17 protein-coding genes are annotated in these 18,126 nt (G+C 71.1%); 14 read left to right on the forward strand and 3 right to left on the reverse strand.

Going from position 1 to position 18,126, the window contains the following annotated elements; all coding sequences use genetic code 11:
- The first annotated feature begins 272 nt into the window (after nt 1-272).
- On the forward strand, nt 273-758 hold the full coding sequence (locus ACFQ7Q_RS22925; protein WP_383558238.1) for a hypothetical protein: 486 nt from the start codon (nt 273-275) through the stop codon (nt 756-758).
- A gap of 116 nt (nt 759-874) precedes the next feature.
- Here ACFQ7Q_RS22925 and ACFQ7Q_RS22930 read toward each other — a convergent pair whose 3' ends face one another.
- Complete coding sequence (locus tag ACFQ7Q_RS22930) at nt 875-2,887, reverse strand: hypothetical protein (protein WP_383558240.1); 2,013 nt, start codon at nt 2,885-2,887, stop codon at nt 875-877.
- A gap of 190 nt (nt 2,888-3,077) precedes the next feature.
- Here ACFQ7Q_RS22930 and ACFQ7Q_RS22935 point away from each other — a divergent pair, with 190 nt between their 5' ends.
- Both ACFQ7Q_RS22935 and ACFQ7Q_RS22940 read left to right on the forward strand, forming a co-directional pair.
- The gene (locus ACFQ7Q_RS22935) at nt 3,078-3,656 is read left to right on the forward strand and encodes a dienelactone hydrolase family protein (RefSeq protein WP_383558242.1); all 579 of its coding nucleotides are present in this window, start codon (nt 3,078-3,080) and stop codon (nt 3,654-3,656) included.
- Between the two features lie 196 nt (nt 3,657-3,852).
- The gene (locus tag ACFQ7Q_RS22940) at nt 3,853-4,593 is read left to right on the forward strand and encodes a VOC family protein (RefSeq protein WP_383558244.1); all 741 of its coding nucleotides are present in this window, start codon (nt 3,853-3,855) and stop codon (nt 4,591-4,593) included.
- A 191-nt stretch (nt 4,594-4,784) separates the two neighbouring features.
- Here ACFQ7Q_RS22940 and ACFQ7Q_RS22945 read toward each other — a convergent pair whose 3' ends face one another.
- A complete protein-coding gene (locus tag ACFQ7Q_RS22945; protein WP_383558247.1) occupies nt 4,785-5,048 on the reverse strand; it encodes a hypothetical protein in 264 nt (87 codons plus the stop codon).
- A gap of 338 nt (nt 5,049-5,386) precedes the next feature.
- Nucleotides 5,387-5,800, reverse strand: a complete 414-nt coding sequence (locus ACFQ7Q_RS22950; RefSeq protein WP_383558250.1) for an SSI family serine proteinase inhibitor — start codon at nt 5,798-5,800, stop codon at nt 5,387-5,389.
- A gap of 315 nt (nt 5,801-6,115) precedes the next feature.
- Between ACFQ7Q_RS22950 and ACFQ7Q_RS22955 the strand changes: the two genes are divergently transcribed.
- The 11 genes from ACFQ7Q_RS22955 (at nt 6,116) to ACFQ7Q_RS23005 (ending at nt 18,055) form a co-directional block, all read left to right on the forward strand.
- Nucleotides 6,116-6,658 (forward strand): GNAT family N-acetyltransferase, encoded by a 543-nt coding sequence (locus ACFQ7Q_RS22955; RefSeq protein ID WP_383558252.1) that lies wholly within the window; start codon nt 6,116-6,118, stop codon nt 6,656-6,658.
- Between the two features lie 874 nt (nt 6,659-7,532).
- Nucleotides 7,533-8,564, forward strand: a complete 1,032-nt coding sequence (locus ACFQ7Q_RS22960) for a hypothetical protein (RefSeq protein WP_383558255.1) — start codon at nt 7,533-7,535, stop codon at nt 8,562-8,564.
- A gap of 32 nt (nt 8,565-8,596) precedes the next feature.
- Nucleotides 8,597-9,868 (forward strand): FAD-dependent oxidoreductase, encoded by a 1,272-nt coding sequence (locus tag ACFQ7Q_RS22965; RefSeq protein WP_383558257.1) that lies wholly within the window; start codon nt 8,597-8,599, stop codon nt 9,866-9,868.
- Between the two features lie 110 nt (nt 9,869-9,978).
- The gene (locus ACFQ7Q_RS22970; protein WP_383558259.1) at nt 9,979-11,400 is read left to right on the forward strand and encodes an MFS transporter; all 1,422 of its coding nucleotides are present in this window, start codon (nt 9,979-9,981) and stop codon (nt 11,398-11,400) included.
- 58 nt (nt 11,401-11,458) lie between these two features.
- Nucleotides 11,459-12,307 carry an FAD binding domain-containing protein gene (locus ACFQ7Q_RS22975; RefSeq protein WP_383558261.1) on the forward strand — a complete coding sequence of 283 codons (849 nt, stop codon included), beginning with the start codon at nt 11,459-11,461 and terminating at the stop codon, nt 12,305-12,307.
- Nucleotides 12,304-14,697 carry a xanthine dehydrogenase family protein molybdopterin-binding subunit gene (locus tag ACFQ7Q_RS22980; RefSeq protein ID WP_383558263.1) on the forward strand — a complete coding sequence of 798 codons (2,394 nt, stop codon included), beginning with the start codon at nt 12,304-12,306 and terminating at the stop codon, nt 14,695-14,697. The genes ACFQ7Q_RS22975 and ACFQ7Q_RS22980 overlap by 4 nt, the downstream gene beginning before the upstream one ends.
- Complete coding sequence (locus ACFQ7Q_RS22985) at nt 14,694-15,257, forward strand: (2Fe-2S)-binding protein (protein ID WP_383558266.1); 564 nt, start codon at nt 14,694-14,696, stop codon at nt 15,255-15,257. The genes ACFQ7Q_RS22980 and ACFQ7Q_RS22985 overlap by 4 nt, the downstream gene beginning before the upstream one ends.
- The gene (locus ACFQ7Q_RS22990; RefSeq protein WP_383558268.1) at nt 15,248-15,883 is read left to right on the forward strand and encodes an SRPBCC family protein; all 636 of its coding nucleotides are present in this window, start codon (nt 15,248-15,250) and stop codon (nt 15,881-15,883) included. The genes ACFQ7Q_RS22985 and ACFQ7Q_RS22990 overlap by 10 nt, the downstream gene beginning before the upstream one ends.
- Nucleotides 15,880-16,557 carry an isochorismatase family protein gene (locus tag ACFQ7Q_RS22995; RefSeq protein ID WP_383558271.1) on the forward strand — a complete coding sequence of 226 codons (678 nt, stop codon included), beginning with the start codon at nt 15,880-15,882 and terminating at the stop codon, nt 16,555-16,557. The genes ACFQ7Q_RS22990 and ACFQ7Q_RS22995 overlap by 4 nt, the downstream gene beginning before the upstream one ends.
- Nucleotides 16,558-16,568: 11 nt before the next feature.
- Nucleotides 16,569-17,567, forward strand: coding sequence for an alpha/beta fold hydrolase (locus ACFQ7Q_RS23000; RefSeq protein ID WP_383558273.1), 999 nt, complete (start codon nt 16,569-16,571; stop codon nt 17,565-17,567).
- An 8-nt stretch (nt 17,568-17,575) separates the two neighbouring features.
- On the forward strand, nt 17,576-18,055 hold the full coding sequence (locus ACFQ7Q_RS23005) for a MarR family winged helix-turn-helix transcriptional regulator (RefSeq protein ID WP_383558276.1): 480 nt from the start codon (nt 17,576-17,578) through the stop codon (nt 18,053-18,055).
- The last annotated feature ends 71 nt before the right edge of the window (nt 18,056-18,126 follow it).

The raw sequence follows: 18,126 nt of genomic DNA on the forward strand, positions 1-18,126 counted from the left end.
AGGTCGCCTGTCTCCTGATCGCCTCGGGAACCGGTGGCCGTCGCCGGGCCGGGGGCGGTCAAGACTGTGACGGTGCCTGTCGCGAAGGCCCCTATCGGGACACGTCCCCTGCCCGGCGGCAACGAGTACCGCCCCGAGCAGTGGCCGACAGATCAAACTCAAGGCACCAGGGCCAGTCGTATCGCGAGTCAGGCCACCGCCCAGAGCGGCACCCCAACATCCTCACAGTCGTATCGGGAACCAGGGCTCCCCGGCCGTACGTCGACCTGATCATGATTGCGAATGCTCAAGAGCTGGCCGAGGACTGGGAGTCGATCCGCCAGGGGTACTTCCTGGGTGAGCACGACGAGACCCTGCTGGAGTGCGTGGAACAGCTTCGTCTGGCGCGGGCGGCTGTGCCGCGTGATCCGGATGTCACCGCGTTCTTCACGTTCGGGCTGGTGTTGATGTACGGCCATGCGGCGACGGAGGCCGAACCCGAGGTTGCCGACGAAGCAGCGGCGGCGTTGCTGGCCGCGGCTTCGGATCCGTCCGGCACGAATCAGGAGTGCGGGCACGAGACTCATCCGTGCGACGAAGATGATGTCGACGGGAACTTGGAGTCCTTCGAGATGCTGCTGTCGTTGCTGGCCGGGGACTCGGAGTACGAGTGGGCGGACCTCGACTACCCCGACCGGGAGTCGGAGGGAGAGTCCCGATGGCGTTGCTCGCACAATGTGGCGGGCTTCGCCAAGTGGGCTGCGGCGGCCATCCGTTGAGCGGACGACGGGGCCGTCGCCCTCGCTGAGGAACGTCGGCCACGTTCGTACGGAGACAGGTGAGGGCAGGGGAGGGGTACGGGCCGTCGGCGGCGCCCGAGGGATCGCCAGACGATTCAGCCCGTCGAGCCCGAGCCGCCGCCCGCGCAGGCGAGGGCCTCCTCGACCAGGCCGCGCAGCTCCTGGTCACGGAGAATCATCGGGTATCCCCCTTCCGCGGACAGGCGCCGCTCCGACTGCCGTACCGTCAGCAGCGCGGCGCGGATCGCCGGGCTGATCTCGCCCATCCGGATCAGGGTCCGGAGGGCCTCGCGGAAGGACCAGAAGCTGTCCGCGCCGTCGGCGATCGGCAGGATGAACTCCTCCAGGACCCGCATGCTCGGTTCGATTCTGCCCGTGATCTCCCAGAGTGTGATCGCCGCGGTGAGCCGGTGCCAGTACGGGGCGTTCTCCATCGCGGACCGCACTCGGTCCGCGTAGGGCGCCGCGTCGCGACCGAACGCGGCGAGGGCGCTGATAGGCGAGTACCCGGTTCCTTCCGAGGCCATGACCGCCTCGCCCACGAGCCGCAGAGCCGCCTCGCGATCCTCGCCGATACGAGCGGCAGTCAGGGCCACCAAGGCGTGGCCGCCGGGGAAGTCCGGAACCTGACAGGTGCGCAGCGCGGGTGCGGCCGAGGCGGCGGCCGGTCCCATCGCCGACAGCATCCCCATCACCATGGTCGAGGTCCGGGTGTCCGCCAGCAGTGGGACGAGATCGGGCAGGGCGGCCGACAGCACGTCCCCGCCCCAGGCTTCCAGAACTTCGAGGAAGCTGCGGGTCGCGCTGCTTCGCGCCCTGCCCGGCCGGATCGTCTCCAGCATCGTGGGCATCAGGATGTCCGCGTGCGCGCGCAGCGGGATCAGTACGTCCTTGGTGTCCGGCCGTCTCGGATCACCGACGACGTAGGCCCGGCCCTGCTCCTCCTCCTGCGCGCGGAGCTGCTCGATCAGCCCCGGCAGTGCGCGCGGGTCATCGATCCGGGTCAATGCCCACCGGGCGATCTCCCGGACAGTGCCGTCGAGGTACCCGTCCGCCTCGTCGTCGTCGAGCAGTTCGGCCAGCCGGTCGGCGTACGGAGCCGCCGCCGGGCCGAGCGCCGCGAGAATGTTCGCCGCCCGCAGCCGCACGGCGCCGTCCGGATCGGTCAGCAGCCCGCCCGCGAGTGGCAGCAGGGCGGCCTCCGCGGAACGCCTCTCGGTGAGGATGCGCCACGCCACGTCCAGTGCCTCCCGGCACAGCAGAGTGTCCCCTGAGCGTTGTGCCGCCTCGGCCAGCTCCACGGTGAAGGAGAGTTCCGCATCGGGATCGTGCCTGAGCAGCCAGACCGTCGACCACACCAGGTGCTCGCGGGTCCAGGGGCCGTCGACGGTCGGGGTGTACCAGACCTCTTCGAACCGTGGACGCAGTGCGAGGTCGGAGAACACCTCGATCAGCCGGTCCATCCGCCGGACCGGCAGCTCCCGGTCGATCTCCGCCGAGGCATGCACGGCCGCGACCCACATGACCGGGTCATCGCCGTCCAGCACGTCGGCCAGCACCGCTCGCGCCTCGTCGGCCTGGTCCCCGGCCTCTCCGGAAGCCGCCTCGCCGAGGGCGAGCAGCAGCGGCACGCGTACCGTCGGGTCCGCCTCCACCCGCCACCGCTCCAGCAGCCGTACGATCCCGACTGCCAGCGACATCGCCGCCCGCCGAACCGCCGGCTCCGGATCGGCAAGCAGGGCCCACGCCGCGGACCAGTCCTCGCCGGTCAGGGCTGGTGCCTGCATCGCCGCCAGCACTTCGACGAGTTCGACCCGCGCACCCATGGCCGGGTCGGTGGCGAGCGCGATGACGAACGGCAGGGCAACCGCCGCCGCTGACGGCGTTTCGCATCCGTCCCGCGCGACGAGCGAGTAGAGCGGGTCGCAGTCCCCGGCCGTCGCCTGTGCACCCGCCAGAGCGAGCCGACGAAGCGCCCGGGACACGTGCTCGACCGGATCCGTCGGATGTCCTGTCTCGAGCCCGTCCCACACCACGGCATCCAGCGCTTCCAGCAACATCCCCGTCACCACTGCCTCGTTCACCACCACGTCGTCCTGACCCGCCACCAGCCGTCATCGTCCGGCAGACCCGCCGTCCTGTCGCCCGAAATTCGCTGATGCCTCAGGAGACAGGTTCCAGCCGGTGAACCGGGGCTGGTGCGCCGTGTCCGGCCGGGCCGAGGACCGCGGATGTCAGTGCTGCGGGCCATACTCGTGCCGCGGTGCCGCCGGGGCACCGCGGCACGAGGGGAGCGACATGGCTGAGGTACTGGTCTTCCACCATGGACACGGGCTGACCGTCGGCATTCGAGACTTCGCCGAGCAGCTGCGGCGGGCCGGACACACCGTCCACGTCCCGGACCTGTACGAGGGGCAGGTGTTCGGCAGCCTTGAGGAAGGCATCGGCTACGCCGAGAACGCCGGGTTCGACACGATCAGGGCGCGCGGAACCGCCGCCGCGGAAGGGCTGCCCGCGGAGCTCGTCTACGTCGGGTTCTCGCTCGGCGTCCTGTCGGCGCAGAAGCTGGCCCAGACCCGCCCCGGTGCCAAGGGCGCACTGTTGCTCGAGGCATGCGTCCCGATCTCGGAGTTCGGTGGTGCCTGGCCCCAGGACGTCCCGGTCCAGATCCACGGCATGGACGCGGATCCGTTCTTCGCCGGGGAGGGCGATGTGGACGCCGCCCGCGCGCTCGTCGAGACGGCGACGGATGCCGAGCTGTTCCTCTACCCCGGAGACAGGCACCTGTTCACGGACAGCACCCTGCCGTCCTACGACGAACAGGCCGCACAGCAGGTCAACCGGCGGGTACTCGGCTTCCTCGACCGCATCAAGTAGGGGACCACTACCTGATCTGTCCGGCCGACGAGCTCCCGCCCGCAGGCCTCTCGGAATGCCTCGCCCCCGAAGGGCCTTCGGGGCCTGCCGAACCCGTGCAGGGGGCTGGGAGGGTGTGGCAGCGGGAGCGGTGTCGCCCGAGTTCGGCGACAGGAGCTGCGGATGTCGGGCAGTACGGCTGCATAGGATTGCCGGCATGGCACTGCGACCTGTTCAGGTGAACATCAAGGCTCTCGACAGCGCGGCGGTGGGCCGGTTCTGGGCCGAGGCGCTTGGCTGGAGTGCTTACAGTCCCGGCGTGACCACCTACGTCGGACCCGTCGGCGGTCTCGTCTGGCCGGACCCGGTTCTCGTCGGCATCGACGTCGTACCCGTCCCGGAACCCAAGACGGCGGCGAAGAACCGTACGCACCTCGATCTCGCCACCACCTCCGCGGCCCATCAGAGGGAGCTGGTCGAGCGCCTCCAGGCTCTCGGTGCGAGCCCCGTCGACGTGGGCCAGGGCGACGTGCCGTGGACGGTTCTCGCCGACCCGGAGGGCAACGAGTTCTGTGTGCTGGAGCCTCGGGAGGTCTACCGGGACACCGGTCCGATCGCCGCGGTGGTGGTCGACTGTGCGGATCCGCGGGCCATGGCCCGGTTCTGGGGCGAGGCGTTGGACTGGAAACTGCACGAGGTGACCGACGATCAGGCGTCACTGCGCTCCGCCCAGGGTGTAGGCCCCTATCTCGAGTTCCTCCGCACGCCCGACGTGAAGACCGTTCCCGACCGCGTCCACCTCGACCTGCTGCCGTACCCCGGTGACGACAAGGCGGCGGAGGTGGCCCGGCTGCGGGCCCTCGGCGCCACCGACCTCGACCTCGGCCAGGGCGACGTCCCGTGGACGTGCCTGGTCGACCCGGACGGCCACGAGTTCTGCGTCCTCGCCCTGTCGTGACGCGGAGCCGGTCGGCGCCCGCCGGATGACGCCGGCGCGGGTCCCGCGAACGCGCCCCGACGGGGCCGCGCTGCGGTCGGCCTGGGGCGGGAGGCTCCGTGCCGCCAGTGCCTCCCGCAGTTCGGGATTCATCGCCTTCGTGCCTGGGTGGCAGCAGACCGGGCCAATGGTCGCACTCCACCCGGGGCCGGTCAGTGGCCGGTGACCCGCACGCGCAGGACGTAGGGGGTGCCCGTGCTGATCGCCTCGGCCTGTTCGCGCAGATCGGCCGGGGCGAAGCCCAGCAGCGCACGGTCGGCGGCGGCGCGCAGCAGGGGCAGGATCTCGCCCGGGGGCCGGCCACGGTGCGTCGCGGCCAACTCGGCGAACGCGCGCTGATACGGAGATCCGTACGCGCTCGCGCTGTCGGCCAGGAGATGATCCAGGTGCTGCCGGTCCACGCTGATCTCAGTCACGACCTGCTCCCGTGCGTCAGTGGCCGACAAGACCCGGCCTCGTGCTTACGACGGTACGAGCGGGGTCTGACATTGGGCCCGGGCGCGCGCTGAGGCCCTCCCGCGGGGAGGTCGGGAGGGACTTTGCGCGGCCCCGCCAGCTCGGGGCAGGCGGGGCCGTGTGCGATCCCGTCTCCGGGGGTGGACTGCGAGGACCGCGTACCGACACATTGCCACTCGGGGGAGCCGGTGCAACAGGGTTGTGCATGAAAGAACCTGCGGCATATTCGGGACCCTCGGTCCCTAGTTCGAGACGTGCGTGCGATCGGCTCGAACGTCTGAACTGTGCAGTGGAGGGCTCAGCTTCCGGCGTGCGGCAGTACGGGTTCGAACCTGGACCAGCGGGCGGTCTCGCAGCCGTCGGTCCGCTTGAACTCCGCGTTCACCGGCCGGCCCGCCCACGTGCCCGTGACGTGGGCCGTGGCCGGTCCTCCGTACTGCATCGTGCACATCGTGTCCGGCGCCACCGGTGCGAAGGGGTCCGCACCCCACTCGGTCAGCTCGTCGAGCTTGTCGCAGGCGGCTCGGGGAGCGGGATGGGAGCCGCCGGCCGGGTGACAGTCGAGCTCGAACGTACCGTCGGTGGCCGGGTCGCCGCTGTCGGCCACGGTCAGCGTGAGGCGGTCTTCGGGCGCAGGAGCGGCTGTGGCGGCAGCGCCCGTGGCGACGGCGGCGAGAGCCAGGGAGACGGCGAGGCCGGCGGAACGCAGCATGGAAACTCCAGTCACGGGGCTGGGTACGGCCGAGGCAACCGATCGGCGCCCAGCGGTGGTGGCACGTGCGGAAGCACTACCCGTAGATCAACCCCTGGCGCCTGAGGAAGTCACGCTCCGCACGCGGTGTCAGCGCCAGTGGCCGCCACGCTCGTTGGGTGAAGCGGCCCCGTCGATGCCCGCAGGATCGTCCCGAGCCGGGCCGGTGTGGGCGAGGCGCTCCGGCTCATCGCTTCTCTGCCGCTCGCGGCGCAGCTCCGCCGCCAGGACCTATTTGGCTTGCCGTCGGCCGGGCCGGTCGGATAGGAAGCTTGCATGCTTAGGGGTAGCAAGGTCGGGCTCAGGGCCCGGCACGAAGAAGACATCCCGGTCCTGCGGGCCGAGCTCTACGACGACGTGGTGAACGCGTCGCGCGCCGAAGGCCGGCCGTGGCGGCCGGTCACGCCAGGCTCGAAGGACTCGCGGCTCGTCGTGGACGACACGGAGCAGGGCCACGTCCCGTTCTCCGTGATCGAGCTGGACGGTGGCACGCTGGTCGGCACCGCGACGCTGTGGGGCATCGACAACCACAGCCGGTCCGCGCACATCGGCTTGGGACTGCTGCCGGCCGCTCGTGGCAAGGGCTACGGCACCGACGTGGTCGCGGTGCTGTGCCACTACGGTTTCGTCGTACGCGGTCTGCAGCGGCTGCAGATCGAGACGCTGTCGGACAACGCCGCGATGCTGCGCTCCGCCGAGCGCAACGGCTTCGTCCGCGAGGGCGTACTGCGCTCGTCGGCCTGGGTGCTGGGCGAGTTCCTGGACGAGGTCCTGCTCGGGCTCCTGGCTCATGAATGGAAGCCGGACCTGAAGGGTTAGTCGCCGCCTCACGGTCAACGGCGGTCCGCACCTGCAGGGTTGAGTCGTCGCCCTGCAGTGAAGTGAGGGACGGCCCGCCCCAGCGTTCGGAAGCGATCGTTCGCCTCACGCATCGGCGGCGATCGCACTGCGGCCGGGCTGAGCCTGCCGAGTCGGCGGCGGCGTCATGCCGATGCCGGCGCCCGTCTCCGCGAAGCGGAAGGTGCCCTCATCGGATGGTGGGCCCCTCTGGAACCCGCACCCCAGGCGGCGGTCCCATCGTCCTCCGGCCCGGCGTCCTGCTCCCTCCCGTGACGGACCTGATGCAGCCCCGGACCCATGCGGGTCCGGGGCTTCTGTTGTTGGGGCCCGGTCCCACGACTCCGCGCCGCCCCCACGTCACCCGAGCGCGGCCGGATGGGCGCGAAGTGCCGTGGTCGCGCCATGTCTCAGGTGACATCAAAGCCCTCCTCAGGGTGGCGTGCGCCGTTGGGAATCAGCCAGCGGCATGGCGCGCCGGGCGCATGGTCCGGATGCGGATGAAGATGATCCGAGCACGTACGGATGCCTCTGCGCAAGGGTTCGTGCCGCGCGGAAACATCGCCCGTTCGGGGGTGATGTCAGGGAGCTCCGGGCGGGTGCGTGGAAAGCGCCTGGTCAGGGCGGATTGATCTTCGATCGAGGCGTAGGCCGAGGCGGGCGGCGGCAACAAAATCGGGGCGACCCCCTTGCCAGACCGAGATCGTACGTGCTCGGATTAATCCCGTCGGCGGCGCTCCGGAGTGCCGCGCACCACGACGTCGGTCTCCTTCTGCATGGCTTGATCCATGCCCTCACTCGTATGCCCGAACCGGCGACCACCGTCTCACCAACCTCCCATCCCTAGGAGCGAGACATGTTCGACCTCACCTCTGTTGATCTGCTCGACGCGTTCACCCGGGAGCTGAAGCTGTGCAAGCTCACGCCCGACGAGCACGTCGTCGTCCTGTCCGAACCGAGCAGTCGCGGTGACTACGTCGGGGCCGCCTTCGGTGCGGCGAAGGCCTGTGGCGCGCACGTCATCGCCGCCACCGTGCCCGGCGGCAACCCCTCTCCCACCGACAGCACCCACACGGGCGCCGGTCCCGGTCTGACCGCCGTGCTGAACGACCGCACCGCGCAGGAGCTGCTCAAGTCCGCCGACCTCGTCGTCGACCTCACTCGGGAGGGCTTCATCCACGCCCCCCTCCAGCAGGAGATCCTGCGTACCGGCACCCGCATCCTCTTCGTCTGCGACGCACCCGACGTCCTGATCCGCAACCTGCCCAAGCCGGAGGACAAGGCCGAGGTCCTCAGGGGCGTCGAGCTGGTGAAGAGCGCCTCCGTCATGAGGGTGACCTCCGAGGCCGGTACCGACCTGACCGTCGAACTGCCGGGCTCCAAGCCCGAGTTCCAGGTGGGCTTCGCCGACGACCCGGGCCGCTGGGACCACTGGCCGAGCACCATGGTGCTCTGCTGGCCGCAGTTCTCCGACGGGCGGATCGTGCTGGCCGAGGGCGACATCCTGCTGCCGTTCAAGGAGTACGTGCGTCAGCCGGTCACCCTCGAGATCGCGGCCGGGCGCATCGAGAAGGTCTCCGGCGGTGCCGAGGCCCATCTGCTGAACACGTTCTTCGACGACGCGAACGACGAATGGGCGCGCAGCCTGTCCCACATGGGTTGGGGCCTGATGCGCACCGCGGACTGGTTCGCCACCGCCCTCTACGGCAAGGAAGAGCTGATGGGCATGGACGCTCGGGCGTTCGCCGGCAACTTCCTCTGGTCCACGGGGCCGCACCCCGTGCTCGGCCGTGAGTCGTACGCGCACCTCGACATCGCCATGCGGGGCTGCACCGTGTCCGTCGACGACCAGGACGTCGTCAGCGCGGGCCGACTCGTCGACTTCTGATCACGACTGCCACACCCGCATCTGGAGAACACATGGCATCCACGCAATCGTTCGAAGTCGTCATCGTCGGAGGCGGGCTCGGCGGGATGACGGCCGCGCTGGCCCTGCGCCGGCGGGGCCTCGGCGTCACCGTGCTCGAACAGGCTCCGCAGTTCGGCGAGATCGGCGCCGGCATCCAGACGGCGCCCAACGCGAGCCGCATCCTGCTCGGCCTCGGACTGCGCAAGCAGCTGGAAGCCATCCACACCGAGCCCCAGGACCAGGTGCGGCGCAGGTGGAAGGACGGCGGCATCATCGGGCTGACCCAGCTCGGCGACGCCTGCAAGCAGCGCTACAACGCCCCGTACTGGCACTACCACCGTGCGGACCTGCACGGCGTCCTCACGGACGCCTGCGTCGACCCGGACGGTCCCGGACCGGTCGTCGAGCTGCACACCGGAAGCACGGTCACCGCGCTGGACCGCGGCAACCCCGGCCGCCCTGCCGCGGTGACCGAGGACGGCCGACGCTTCGAGGCCGATGTGCTGATCGGCGCCGACGGCATCCGTTCCCGCGTCCGCGACCTCATCGGTCTCCCGGACACACTGCGCTTCTCCGGTGAGATGGCGTTCCGCGCGTTGATCCCGGGCGATCTCATCGCCGCCGATCCGGCGACCCGATTCCTGATGGACCGCTTCCAGAGCACCATCTGGTACGGCCCCGAACGGCATCTGGTCCACTACATGATCCGCGGCGGCGAGTACCTCAACGTCGTCGGCTGTGTCCCGTGCACCGACGACGTCGCCGAGAAGTGGACCGCCCAGGCCGGCGCCGACGAGCTCGTGAACGCCTACCCCGGCTGGGACGACCGCGTCGCGGCCATGCTGTCCAAGGCCAAGGACGACGTCATGAGCTTCGCCCTCTACCACCGCCGCCGCGACCCGGTCTGGATGGACGGCCGCGTAGCCCTCCTCGGCGACGCCTGCCACGCCATGCTGCCCTACCAGGCACAGGGCGCCTCCCAGGCCATGGAGGACGCCGCGGTCCTGGCCGAGGAACTGGGCCGAACCACCGTCGACGGCACCGAACTCGCGCTGCGCCGCTACGTCGACCGGCGCGCCAAGCACGCCGGCATGGTCCAGGACGCCTCGCTGCAGAACAAGACCTTCTACCACTACCCGGACGGCCCTCGTCAGGAGGCGCGCGACGAGCTGCTCAAGCGCGGCTTCGACGGGGAGTCCGACGTCTCCTACGACTGGTTGTGGAGCGGCACCCCGCTCAACGACCCGGATCTGGGCGCGTACGACTACCGATTCGCCCGCTGACCCCGTCACCCGGGCCCGCCCCTCCCCGCAACCCCCAGCCCCCCGCTCATCCACCCCCGGTGTCCGCCCCGCGCGGGCGCGTCCCCCTCGAACACCCCCGTGGAGCGAACGTGAAGACAGGCGACCAGATCGTCCAGGACCTCCCATGGAGATGGGGGGTCCAAGGAAAGATCTTCATCATCGGAGGCCTCGGCTACCTCTTCGACGCCTACGACATCGCCCTCAACGGCTTCCTGATGCCGCTGCTGGGCGCGCACTTCGATCTGACGCTCTCCCAGCGCGGCCTCGTGGCCACCGCCAACCTGGTCGGCATGGCCCTGGGCGCCGTCGTCTGGGGCGCGATCGCGGACCGCATCGGCCGCAAGAAGGCGTTCAGCGTCACCCTGCTGATCTTCGCGCTGTTCTCGGTGCTCGGCGCCTTCGCCCCGAACTACGCCGTCTTCCTGGCCCTGCGGTTCGTCGCCGGCGTCGGACTCGGCGGCTGCATTCCCGTCGACTACGCCCTCGTGGCGGAGTTCTCGCCGAGGAAGTACCGCGGCCGGGTCCTCACCGCACTGGACGTGTGGTGGCCGATCGGCGTGACCCTGTGCGGTCTGGTGTCGACGATGATGCTGACACTCGACGACAACTGGCGATGGATGCTCGCCACGATGAGCCTTCCGGCGCTGCTGCTCTTCTGGGTGCGCCGGGGCATCCCCGAGTCGCCGGTCTACCTGAGCAAGAAGGGGAGGGAGGCCGAGGCCCGCGCCGTCATCGACGATCTGGTCGTCCGCACGGGAGCGCCGGTCGAGCCGTATGTCATCCCCGCCCCGGTGGAGGAGAGCGGGTCGAGGGGGCCGCGGGCAGCCTACGAACAGCTCCGCGACGTCTGGAGGTTCAGCCCCCGCATCACCTCCGCCGCCTGGCTGCTGTTCGCCGGCGTCATGCTCGTCTACTACGCGGCGCTGAGCTGGATGCCGTCGATCCTCAAGGAGCAGGGCCTCGGGGACACGGCCGCCTTCATGAGCACGACGCTGATGAGCGGCGTCGGCATCCTCGGAGTCCTGGTGTCCACCGCGCTGGTCGACGTGGTGGGCCGGAAGTGGCTCATCGGAGTCACGGCCCCGCTCGCCGCGCTCGCCCTGGTGGCGTTCGCGCTGATGATGGACATGCCGACGGGATCCGTCGTCGCCATCGCCGTCTTCGGCTTCCTGATGCAGCTGACCATCCCGGCCATGTACGCCTACGTGTCCGAGCTGTACCCGACGCTGCTGCGGGCCAGCGGCTTCGGCTGGGCATCGTCCTTCAGCCGGGTGCTGACCGGCTTCGCCCCCCTGCTGTTCGGCTCGGTCATGTGGCCGTTGCTGGGGCTGCCGCTCACCTTCGCCGTGCTCGCCCTGGCCGTCGTGGGGGCCGTCGTCTGGACGGCGGTCGCGGCGCCCGAGACCAAGGGGCGAGCGCTCGACGACGACGCCGACGACGACGCCGAGGACCCCTCGGGAGCCGAGCGGCTGGACGTCCCGGTACCGGCACCCGGTCGGGCGGTGCTCTGAGGGCTCGCCCGCCCGACCGGGCCCACCTGCCCGTCCGACTCCGTACGACAGGAGAAGCATGAAGCCCGCTCCCTTCCGCTACCACCGGGCGCGCGACGTCGAAGGCGCCACGACGCTCCTCGCCGAGCTGGGCGACGAAGCCAAGGTCATCGCCGGCGGCCAGAGCCTGGTCGCGATGATGAACTTCCGACTGGCCCGGCCGGCGCACCTGGTCGACATCGCGGGCCTGCGCGAGCTGGACCATCTGGGCGTCGGCGCCGAAGGCGGGCTGCGCATCGGGGCGCTCACCACCCACCACACGGTGGAGAACGCCCAGCGGCACAGCCTGGGGGCGGGCTTCGACGTCATCCGAGATGCCATGGCGTGGATCGGCCATCTGCCGATCCGCACCCGTGGCACGGTCGGCGGCAGCATCGCACACGGCGACTCGACGGCCGAGTGGTGCCTGCTCGCCGTACTGCTGGACGCCGAGATCGTGGTCCGGAGTCCGCGCGGTCCGCGTCGCATCCCGGCCGGAGAATTCTTCCACGGCTACTACACGACCGCTCTGGAGCCCGACGAGATCCTCACCGAGATCGTCTTCCCGCGCCCCGCGCCCCATGCGGCGCTCACCGAATTCGCCGAGCGCCGCGGTGACTTCGCCATCGTGGCAGCCGCCGTGGACCTGGACGCCGACGGAGCCGCGGTCCGCGGCGGCCGGGTGGCCCTCGGCGGTGTCGCCGCGATGCCGGTACGGGTCCCCGAGGCCGAGGCGGCGCTGGCCGCCGGCGGCTCCTTCCGGGACTGCGCGGAAGCGGCGGCGGCCGCGGTGGACCCGCCGGGCGACGCCAACGGCAGCACGCGGTACCGCAAACACCTCATCCGCACGCTTGTCGAACGCGCCTGTGAGGAGGCGATGTCCCGATGAAGTCCCCCCAGGACGACCGTCTGGTCGGCAGGTCGGTGGCCCGCCGCGAGGATCCTCGGCTGCTGACCGGGCGAGGCCGCTTCGTGGACGACATCGAGCTGCCCGGCATGCTGCACGCGCAGTTCGTCCGCAGCACGGTCGCCCACGGCGTGATCACCGGCGTCGACCTGACCGACGTGTACCGAGTGCCCGGCGTCGTCGCCGCGTTCACCGCCGCCGACCTGGAGATGGGCGACATCACGGCCCAACTCGGGCGCCCGCTATCGGAGTTCGTACCCACGGCGATGCCGGTCCTCGCCCGCGACCGGGTCCGGTACGTCGGCGAGCCCATCGCCGTGGTCGTCGCCCGCGACCCGTACACGGCAGAAGACGGCCTGGAAGCCGCCAAGGTCACCTACGGGTCACTCCCACCCATCACCTGCGAGGAACAGGCCCTCGCGCCCGGCGCCGCCCTGGTCCATGACGAGGCCGCGCACAACACCCTCGTCGACGTCTCCCTGTTCGCCACGGAGGGCATCGACGACGTCTTCGACAGCGCGCCCTGCGTGGTGCACGTGGAGACGAGGACCGGCCGGCAGAACGCGCTGCCGCTGGAGACCCGCGGTGCGGTGGCGCACTGGGACGACCGGGAGGAACAGCTCGTCCTGCACACCTGCACGCAGGTCCCGCACCAGGTGCGCACCGTCGCCTCGCGCTGCCTGCGGCTCGACGAGCGCGCGGTGCGGGTGATCGTCCCGGACATGGGCGGAGGCTTCGGGCTCAAGTGCGCGGTGGGCCGCGAGGAGATCGCCACCGCGGCGGCGGCGCGACGGCTCGGACGGCCCGTGAAGTGGATCGAGGACCGCAAGGACGCGCTGTCCGCGTCGTTCCTCGCCCGCGAACAGCACTACACCGCACGTGCCGCCTTCGACGCCGACGGCCGGATCCTCGCTCTCGACGCGGACGTCGTCTGCGACATGGGCGCCTACTCCTGCTACCCGTTCACGGCCGGCATCGAGCCTCTGATGGCCTCCGCCGAGATGCCCGGCGTCTACAAGGTGCCCGCCTACCGCGTGCGCGGCCGGGCCATCACCACCAACAAGGCGCCCACCGCCCCCTACCGGGGCGTGAGCCGCCCGCAGTACGTGATGGTCGCCGAGCGGCTCATGGAACGCGCCGCACGCGAACTGGGCCTCGATCCACTGGAGATCCGGCGCCGGAACGTCATCACCGAGTTCCCCTACACGGGCGTCAACGGCATCACCTACGACCCCGGCTCGTACCTGGAATCCCTCGACCTGTGCGAGCAGGCCCTGAAGGAGGCCGGCTGGTACGAGCGGCAGGCCGCGGCGCGTGCCGAAGGGCGCCACGTCGGCATCGGCTACAGCTGCTTCAGCGAGCGCACGGGGTACGGTTCGGCCGCCTTCGCCGCACGCAAGATGGAGGTCGTCCCCGGCTTCGACTTCTCCGAGGTCCGCATGGACACCAGCGGCGCGGTCACCGTCACCACCGGCACCATGAGCCACGGGCAGAGTCACGAGACGACCATGGCGCAGATCGTCGCCGACGCGCTCGGCGTCGGCCTCGCCAAGGTCAAGCTCCATCAGGGGGACACGGACCGTGTCACCTACGGCTGGGGCAGCTTCGCCAGCCGCTCGATCGTCGTCGGCGGCAGCGCCGTGGGGCTGGCGGCGGCCAGGCTCGGCGACAAGCTCCGTGCCATCGCCGCCGCCGAGTGGGGCGTCTCGCCGGAAGAGACCGCACTGGACCGGGGCCGGGTCCGCCGGCTCCACGACCCGGACACGACACTCGCGTACGAGCACCTGGCCGACATCGCCTATCTCAAGGCGCACCTGCTGCCCAAGGACATCGAGCCCGGTCTCGCCGCCACCGCCGTCTTCGACGTCTTCGGCGACGGCACCTTCTCCAACGCCACGCACGGCGTCGTCGTCGAACTGCACGAGGGCACCGGCCAGGTCGAGATCCTCGCGTACGTCTGTGTCGAGGACTGCGGAGTGGCGATCAACCCGCAGGTCGTGGAGGGCCAGTGCCGGGGCGGGATCGCCCAGGGCATCGCGGGCGCGCTGTTCGAGCAGGTGACGTACGACGACCAGGGCGAGCCCTCGGCCACCAGCTTCATGGACTACAAGGTGCCCACCGCCCACGAGATCCCCGACGTCTCCATCCACCACCTGGAGACCCCGTGCGCCTTCACCGAGACGGGCGCCAAGGGCGCGGGGGAGGGCGGCACGATCGGGGCCCCCGCCGCCGTACTCAACGCCGTCAACGACGCGCTGCGCCCCACCGGCGTCGAGCTGGACGACACGCCCGTCACACCGGAGACCGTCCATCGCGCCCTGACCTCGGCGGCACCCACACCGCCGGCACCAGCACTGGAGCAGACACCATGACCGACACCAGCGGCCTGGGCGACGACGTCCAGCTCCTCACCCTCGACGTCAACGGCACCTCGCACGAGGTGATCACCGCGCCGCGCCGCACCCTGGTGGACGTACTCCGCCACGACCTGCGACTGACGGGCACCCACGTCGGCTGTGAGCACGGCATCTGCGGCGCGTGCACCGTGCTCGTCGACGGGCTCCCGGCCCGTGCCTGCCTCATCTTCGCCGCCCAGGCGGAGGGGGCGCGGATCACGACCGTCGAGTCCCTCGCCGACGAGGGAAGGCCATGTGCCGCCGACTCCGGCTCCGGCGGACTCAGCGACCTCCAGCGGGCCTTCACCGACAACCACGGCCTGCAGTGCGGCTTCTGCACCCCCGGCTTCCTCATGCTCGCCGAAGGCTTCCTCGCGGAGCGGCCCGAGGCGACCAAGGAGGAGATCAGGGACGTCGTCGCCGCCAACCTGTGTCGGTGCACCGGCTACCAGACCATCGTGGAGGCCATCGACGCCTGCGCGACCGCCCGGCGCGCCCAGCGGGCCGCGTGTTCCGAGGAGACTCCGTGCAACTGACCAACACCGTTCCTGTCAAAGCCGCGCCCGACGCGGTGTTCGCCCTGATCAGCGACGTCCGGCGAGTGGCGTCCTGCATGCCGGGAGCCGCTCTCGAGGGCCGTGACGGCGACGCCTGGCGCGGCGCCGTCAAGGTCAAGGTGGGCCCGATCACGGCCGCCTACGCCGGCACCGTGCGCTTCCTGGAGGTCGACACCGAGAAGCGGCGGCTGCGCGTCCACGCCAGCGGCGCCGATACGCACGGCAGCGGCGACGCCGAGGCCGAGGTGTTCCTGGAGGTGCTCCCGACCCCCGACGGCGCGCAGTTGAACCTGAACACGGACCTGGTGATCCGGGGCAAGATCGCCCAGTTCGGCAAGGGCGCCATCGCCACGGTGTCCGACCGGATCCTCCAGCAGTTCGCACAGAACCTCGGCGACCTCCTCCTCACCCAGAACCGTGCGCAGGGCCCGGCCGCTGCCGCTTCGTCCGAGTCCACTCCCGCGGCCGTCGTGCCCGCCGCGGCCTCCGCCGAACTCGACGGGCTGTCGCTGATCGCCGGCCCGGTGCTGAAGAAGTACGGTCCGGTCGGGGCGGCCTTCCTGCTCGGGCTCTTCCAGGGCTGGCTCCTGGGCAGGCGTCGATGAGCGCCGGACTCTACGGTGCCGGCACCGAACGCACCTACAAGACGGCCGGCTTCGGCTCCCCGGTCCGGCGGGGCAGCCGCCCGGCGATCGTCGTGGTGGACCTGACCAGGGGCTTCACCGAGGACTCGTACCCCTCGGGCACGGACCTCACCGAGGTCGTGTCGGCGACCGCCGGTCTGATCGAGGCGGGGCGTCCGGCCGACGTGCCGGTGATCTTCACCGCCATCGCCTACACCGAGGCCGAGGCGTCCGGAGACTCGATCGCCTGGCTGCGCAAGGCGCCGGGCCTGCGGGGGCTCGTCGAGGGCGGCGATGCGGTGGCGGTCGACCCGCGGTTGCCCATGCGGCCCGAACACGACGTGCTGGTGGTGAAGAAGGGCGCCTCCGCGTTCTTCGGGACCAACCTCGCCGGCACCCTGACCGGATTGGGCTGCGACACCGCCGTGGTGTGCGGGGCCACCACCAGCGGCTGTGTGCGAGCCACCGCCGTCGACGCCGTCCAGTCGGGCTTCTCGGTGCTGGTGCCCCGCGCATGCGTGGGCGACCGGGCCCAAGGCCCCGCGGACGCCGCCCTCTTCGACATCCAGGCCAAGTACGGCGACGTCATCAGCCTTGAGGACGCGCTCCGTTACGTCAGCTCGACGCCCGCCCCCGACGTGCGGGCCGGCTCATGAGGAGGAGTCCCGTGCCTCAGCGATCGGTTCTGCGGACCGCGCTCGCCGACCTGGCCGACGTGCCGGCCACGAGCCGATGGGTCCGCTCCGGCGGCACCCGGCTCCATGCGCTCGACTACGGAGGCGAGCTGCCTCCGCTGGTCGTCCTGCCGGGCATCACGAGCCCCGCCATCACGATGGACTTCGTCGCGCGCGAACTGACCGACCTCGTCAGGCCGGTGGTGCTGGACGTCCGCGGCAGGGGACTGTCCGACGACGGCGAGGGCTTCGGCCTTGAGGAGTACGCCGAGGACACCGAGGCGCTCATCAGCGGCCTGGCGCTCGACAGTCCGCTGCTGTTCGGCCACTCCATGGGTGCGCGGATCGCAGCCGCCGTCGCGGTGCGGGCCAAGGTGGCCGTGCGCGGTGCCGTCCTGGCCGATCCACCCATGAGCGGCCCGGGCCGCGGACCGTACCCCACCGGCCTGGAGGCGTTCCTGCGGCAGCTGTCCGAGGCCCGTCGTGGTACGGACGCCGACGAGGTGGCCGTCTCCTGGCCCTCGTGGCCGCGGCGGGAGCAGGAGCTGAGGGCGCGCTGGCTCTCCAGCTGTGCCGAGGAGGCCATCGTCGGCACCCACCACGGCTTCGAGCACGAGGACTTCTTCGACTGGTGGCCCCGGGTGCCGACGCCCGTCGCCATGCTGTACGGGGCCGACAGCCCGGTGGTCACCGCCGCCGGGGCCGAGGAGGCCGCCCGCGCGAATCCGGCGGCTGTGCTTCACGGCGTCCCCGGCGCGGGACACATGATCTTCTGGGACACCCCGACGGCCGCCCTCGCGACTCTGCGGACAGCCCTGAGCGCCGTCCTCGCCCAGGCCGATTCCGACCCCCAGGCCGATGCCGACCCCCGGGCCGATGCCGACCCCCGGGCCGGTGCCGACCCCCGGGCCGACGTCGCCCCCCAGGCCGGTGCCGACCCCCGGGCCGGCACCGATTCCCCGCCCGACACCGGCCCCCAGCAGCGTGCGTAAGGGTGGTCATGTCCGATGCGCAACCATGCTCCGAGGCCGCCGCCCGGGCGCCGGCCGTCCTGACCGCCGCCCCCGGCTACCAGGTGCGCCGCCTCTACCAGGCGTACCTGGCCGCGTGGCTGCGCGAGGTGGACCCCGTGCTCACCGGCCCGCAGTTCGCCGTACTCCAGACCGTCCAGGAATGCCCCGGACGCGACCAGCGATCCCTGGCCGCCGCCGTGGCGCTGGACACCTCGACCATGGCGGACGTGGCCCGACGTCTGGAGACCCGGCGGCTGATCACCCGCCGTACCGCGGCCGACGACGGCCGCCGCAAACTGCTCTACCTCACAGAGGTTGGCGAGGACCTCCTCCGTGAGGCCGACCACCGCGCACGGGCGCTGGACCGGCGCCTGATGGAGCCGTTCGGCGACACCGAACACCAAAGCTTTCTGCACACGCTGACGTCCCTCGCCGACCACTGGGCGGGACTGGCCTCGGGCTCGTAGCCCTCCGGCCGTCGGACCGCCGTACCCGGGCGCTCCCGACAGGGGAGGGGCGCCCGGCCCACCATCGCAAC

The sequence above is a fragment of the Streptomyces sp. NPDC056527 genome (assembly GCF_042794475.1).
Classification (GTDB): Bacteria; Actinomycetota; Actinomycetes; order Streptomycetales; family Streptomycetaceae; genus Streptomyces.

Coding starts and splice junctions, on each gene's coding strand:
- ACFQ7Q_RS22925 (WP_383558238.1), top strand. CDS start 273: ATGATTGCGAATGCTCAAGAGCTGGCCGAGGACTGGGAGTCGATCCGC.
- ACFQ7Q_RS22935 (WP_383558242.1), top strand. CDS start 3,078: ATGGCTGAGGTACTGGTCTTCCACCATGGACACGGGCTGACCGTCGGC.
- ACFQ7Q_RS22940 (WP_383558244.1), top strand. CDS start 3,853: ATGGCACTGCGACCTGTTCAGGTGAACATCAAGGCTCTCGACAGCGCG.
- ACFQ7Q_RS22950 (WP_383558250.1), bottom strand. CDS start 5,800: ATGCTGCGTTCCGCCGGCCTCGCCGTCTCCCTGGCTCTCGCCGCCGTC.
- ACFQ7Q_RS22955 (WP_383558252.1), top strand. CDS start 6,116: ATGCTTAGGGGTAGCAAGGTCGGGCTCAGGGCCCGGCACGAAGAAGAC.
- ACFQ7Q_RS22960 (WP_383558255.1), top strand. CDS start 7,533: ATGTTCGACCTCACCTCTGTTGATCTGCTCGACGCGTTCACCCGGGAG.
- ACFQ7Q_RS22965 (WP_383558257.1), top strand. CDS start 8,597: ATGGCATCCACGCAATCGTTCGAAGTCGTCATCGTCGGAGGCGGGCTC.
- ACFQ7Q_RS22975 (WP_383558261.1), top strand. CDS start 11,459: ATGAAGCCCGCTCCCTTCCGCTACCACCGGGCGCGCGACGTCGAAGGC.
- ACFQ7Q_RS22980 (WP_383558263.1), top strand. CDS start 12,304: ATGAAGTCCCCCCAGGACGACCGTCTGGTCGGCAGGTCGGTGGCCCGC.
- ACFQ7Q_RS22985 (WP_383558266.1), top strand. CDS start 14,694: ATGACCGACACCAGCGGCCTGGGCGACGACGTCCAGCTCCTCACCCTC.
- ACFQ7Q_RS22995 (WP_383558271.1), top strand. CDS start 15,880: ATGAGCGCCGGACTCTACGGTGCCGGCACCGAACGCACCTACAAGACG.
- ACFQ7Q_RS23005 (WP_383558276.1), top strand. CDS start 17,576: ATGTCCGATGCGCAACCATGCTCCGAGGCCGCCGCCCGGGCGCCGGCC.